Here is a 4,308-nt window from a genome sequence, read left to right on the forward strand (position 1 = left end):
CTCATCTCCCGGATATTTCCGGTCGACGGGGTATCAACATATCTGGCGTTGACTTTTGGCACGCTGTTGAGTTCTCAAGGAACGGACGCTTCCTTGGGATTCCCTCTCGGGTTTCCGCCGGGCGCTTCCCTTCGGTGTTTCACACTCTATCAGGCATTTTCGGGGCTTTCGAACCACCGTTTTTCTGCAGACATGCAGAATCACGCAATTCGAGAATCTCGATCAAGACTCTGAGGGAGTGCCGCCCACGGCCGTCCGGGCCGCAGTTGATTGCGGCCTGGCTGTCTGGGGCAGGTCTCAGACAGTACAGGCCTGCTGTGGGCGAGGCAAATCGATTCAGCGGGGCTCGGCGTCCGTACGACCGGTGTCGCTCATGCGGAATCGTCCGTTCTTATGACTTACGCTTCTGAACGGTGCGCCGTCCAGGACAGGTAGTGACGGCGGCCTGATGAATCTTCACCCCTGGGAGGTTTCCCATGACCACCGTGACGTCCCCTCTTGCAGGACGCGCCATCGGACTCGCGGCAGTGCCGGATCCGGTGTTTTCCGGAGCGATGGTGGGTCCGGGTACCGCCATCGACCCCGTTCGTGAGCCGTCCGAGGCCGTGTCGCCCGTGGACGGCGTTGTTGTTTCGCTGCACCCGCATGCGTTCGTCGTTGTCGACGCCGATGGGCACGGGGTGCTGACGCACCTTGGTATCGACACCGTTCAGCTCAATGGCGAGGGCTTTGAGCTGCTCGTCAACAAGGGCGACACCGTTTCCCGCGGCCAGGCGGTCGTGCGCTGGAACCCGGCTGCGGTCGAGGAGGCCGGCAAGTCGGCGGTGTGCCCGGTTGTCGCGCTGGAGGCGGCCGCCGACTCGCTCGGTGATGTGCGCGAGGACGGCGACGTCAAAGCGGGCGACACGCTCTTCTCCTGGCAGTAACAGCTGGACGCCGTCCGGGACGGCGGGTACGACATCCATCGCGGCGGCAGGGATCGCCGCATCAAGGGAGACGGGTGACATGGAGACAACGCTGCGGGGCGTCGGGGTGAGCCACGGCGTGGCCATAGGCGAGGTGCGGCACATGGGCACGGCGGTGCTCGAGCCGCCGGCCAAGCAGATTCCGGCGGAGGAGGCGGAGCGCGAACAGGGGCGTGCCCGCCAGGCCGTGGAGGCTGTTGCCGCCGACCTGATCGCGCGGGGGAACCTGGCGGGCGGCGAGGCGCAGCATGTGCTCGAGGCGCAGGCGATGATGGCGCAGGACCCGGAGCTGATGGCGGATGTGGAGCGGCGGATCGCCGTGGGCAGCACCGCCGAGCGGGGGGTGTACGACGCCTTTGCCGCGTATCGGGCGTTGCTGGCGGGAGCCGGTGAGTACCTCGCCGGGCGGGTCGCCGATCTTGATGACGTGCGGAACCGTATCGTCGCGCGGCTGCTGGGTGTGCCGATGCCGGGTGTGCCGGACAGCGATGAGCCGTACGTGCTGATTGCCCGGGATCTGGCGCCGGCCGACACCGCGCTGCTGGACCCGGCGCTGGTGCTGGGGTTTGTGACCGAGGAGGGCGGGCCGACCAGCCACAGTGCGATTCTCGCGCGGGCGCTGGGGGTACCGGCCGTGGTGGCGCTGCCGGGTGCCGGTGAGATCGTCGAGGGCACCGTGATCGCGGTGGACGGCAGCACCGGTGAGGTGTTCGTCGAGCCGGATGCCGCCAAGCGGGCGGCGCTGGAGCAGGCCGCGGCGGAGCGGAAGGCGGCGCTCGCGGCGTCTTCGGGGCCCGGGGCGACGTCCGATGGTCACAAGGTGCCGTTGCTGGCGAATGTCGGTGGGCCCGGTGATGTGGCGGCTGCGGTCGAGGCCGGGGCGGAGGGGGTCGGTCTCTTCCGTACGGAGTTCCTGTTCCTGGACGACAGCAAGAAGGCGCCGGCGGAGGACAAGCAGGTCGAGGCGTACCGCAAGGTGCTGGAGGCCTTTCCCGAGGGCCGGGTGGTCGTGCGGGTGCTGGATGCCGGTGCGGACAAGCCGCTGGATTTCCTGACGCCGGCCGATGAGCCGAATCCGGCGCTGGGTGTGCGGGGTCTGCGGACGCTGCTGGACCACCCGGATGTGCTGCGGACGCAGCTGACCGCGCTGGCCAGGGCGGCCGAGGGGCTGCCGGTCTATCTCGAGGTCATGGCCCCGATGGTGGCGGACCGGATCGATGCCAGGGCGTTCGCGGACGCGTGCCGGGAGGCCGGGCTGCAGGCGAAGTTCGGCGCGATGGTGGAGATTCCGTCGGCGGCTCTTCGGGCACGGTCGATTCTGCAAGAGGTGGAGTTCCTTTCGCTGGGGACCAATGACCTGGCGCAGTACACCTTTGCCGCCGACCGGCAGGTGGGTGCGGTGTCGCGACTGCAGGATCCGTGGCAGCCGGCGCTGCTGGATCTGGTGGCGGCTTCGACCGAGGCTGCGAAGGCCGAGGGCAAGAGCTGTGGTGTCTGTGGTGAGGCGGCCTCCGATCCGCTGTTGGCGTGTGTGCTGACGGGGCTTGGTGTCACCAGCCTTTCGATGGGTGCGGCGTCGATTCCGTATGTGCGCGCGACGCTGTCGAAGCACACGTTGGCGCAGTGTGAGCGTGCGGCGGCCGCGGCGCGGGCCGCGGACACCGCGGATGATGCGCGGGCCGCGGCGCAGGCGGTGCTGTCCGGGGAGTAGCCCGGGAGTGTCCCCCAGGAGTGACAGACAGCCGTCCCGCCCCCGTGGCGGGGCGGCCGTCTGTCGTAGGGCTGGGCGGGGCCGGGCCGTCAGTGGTGGCGGTGTTTGTCGGGTGGGGGTGTGAGGGTGAGGCCGGGGGCGTAGGCGACGCCGTGCTCGGGGGCGATGGGCTCGCCGGTGTCGGCGTCGGTGCAGTAGGCGCTGAAGACCTCGGCCTCGGTGAGCGGGCAGGGCCAGGCGTCGCGCAGCGACCAGCCGCGGACGGTGGACCGGACGCCGGTGGCGGTGGTGTCGTCGGCATCGTCGGCTGTGGGCGTCATCGTTCGGGCGACGATGCCTCCCGGGGTGCGGAGGGCGAGGCCGGCGGCGAGGACCGTACAGAAGATGAGGGTTTCGGATTCGGAGAGCTGGGGGCGGCCGGTCTCTGCGGCGGTGGTGTGCAGGACGGCGAGCAGCGGTGGGTCCCCGGCGGGGATGCTGCAGACGAGGTGGTGGGTGCCGTCGCCCAGCGCTGCGAGGAGTTGCTGGACGGCGTCGGTGGCGCGGGCGAAGGCGGCGTGGCCGAGGTCGGCGCCGCAGTCCTGGCAGCTGCCCGCGCGGGCCAGGAGGGCGGACGCCTGGTCCCAGGTCGCCTGGTGGTCGGCCTCCTTGATAAGGAGGGGGAGGAGTTGGGTCAGTGGCTCGCCCGCGTAGGGCAACGTCGGTCCCGTGCAGGCGAGTTCGGCGGTGTAGCGCGTACGGCTGTCGGGGCAGTCGGGGTCCAGGGCGAGGCGGGCGCAGTAGTCCTCGTAGGCGACCGGGTCGAAGAGGCTCAGGGTGGTGAGCACGCCTTGGGCGGCGAGGGTGCGCAGCAGGGTTTCCATCTGCCGGAGGTAGCTGCGGTGGTCGTCGAACGGAAAGGTGCGGTAGCGGCGCATGGCCGCGAAGTCCCGTTCGTCGGCGAGGACGGCGGCGGTGCTGGGGACTTCGCGGCGCAGCTTGCGGCGGGCGGCGGCCTGGTCGGTGTGCCGGGTGGTGGATGTCATGGCTCCCCCTCAGTGAGGTGCGTTGGTCGAACGTCACTTGTCACTGAGAGTAATCGGGGGGTCTGACAATGGCCGGTCGACACCGGCGGACCGGCGCTGATCAGGGCCTGAGCGCCGGCTACTTGGTGCGGTCGCGGGCCACCCGCTCGTAGAAGCGGAGGAGTTCGAGGTTGTCGACGGAGCCGGGGTTGACGGCCTTGTCGAGCGGGGTGCCCTGGAGGAGGCGTTTGACGGGGACCTCGATGCGCTTGCCGGTGAGGGTGTGCGGGACGCCGGGGGCCTCGATGATGTCGTCGGGGACGTGGCGGGGGGAGAGCTGTTCGCGGATGGTGCGCTTGATGCGGTCGCGGAGGGCGTCGTCGAGGGTGGCGCCGGGCGCGAGGTGGACGAAAAGGGGCATCCAGTAGCCGCCGTCGGGGAGTTCGAGGCCGATGACGAGGGATTCGCGGATCTCGGGGAGGCGTTCGACGGCCTCGTAGATGTCGGCGGAGCCCATCCGGACGCCCTGGCGGTTGAGGGTGGAGTCGGAGCGGCCGTGGATGATGACGCTGCCGCGGGAGGTGAGGGTGATCCAGTCGCCGTGCCGCCAGACGCCGGGGTACATGTC

Annotated in this window: 3 protein-coding genes and 1 pseudogene; 2 read left to right on the forward strand and 2 right to left on the reverse strand. The window is 69.7% G+C overall.

The genetic code is table 11. The features are described 5' to 3' along the window. Positions 1-476: 476 nt before the first annotated feature. Together AB0D04_RS42240 and ptsP are read left to right on the forward strand one after the other, a co-directional pair. On the forward strand, positions 477-926 hold the full coding sequence (locus AB0D04_RS42240) for a PTS glucose transporter subunit IIA (RefSeq protein WP_362712762.1): 450 nt from the start codon (positions 477-479) through the stop codon (positions 924-926). A gap of 79 nt (positions 927-1,005) precedes the next feature. Next, positions 1,006-2,676 (forward strand): phosphoenolpyruvate--protein phosphotransferase, encoded by a 1,671-nt coding sequence (gene ptsP, locus AB0D04_RS42245; RefSeq protein ID WP_362712763.1) that lies wholly within the window; start codon positions 1,006-1,008, stop codon positions 2,674-2,676. An 89-nt stretch (positions 2,677-2,765) separates the two neighbouring features. Here ptsP and AB0D04_RS42250 read toward each other — a convergent pair whose 3' ends face one another. Continuing rightward, positions 2,766-3,701, reverse strand: coding sequence for a hypothetical protein (locus tag AB0D04_RS42250; protein WP_362712764.1), 936 nt, complete (start codon positions 3,699-3,701; stop codon positions 2,766-2,768). A 118-nt stretch (positions 3,702-3,819) separates the two neighbouring features. Continuing rightward, positions 3,820-4,308 (reverse strand): annotated as a pseudogene (locus tag AB0D04_RS42255) (acetoacetate--CoA ligase); the annotation flags it as partial.

The sequence above is a fragment of the Streptomyces sp. NPDC048483 genome (assembly GCF_040651455.1).
Taxonomy (GTDB): Bacteria; Actinomycetota; Actinomycetes; order Streptomycetales; family Streptomycetaceae; genus Streptomyces.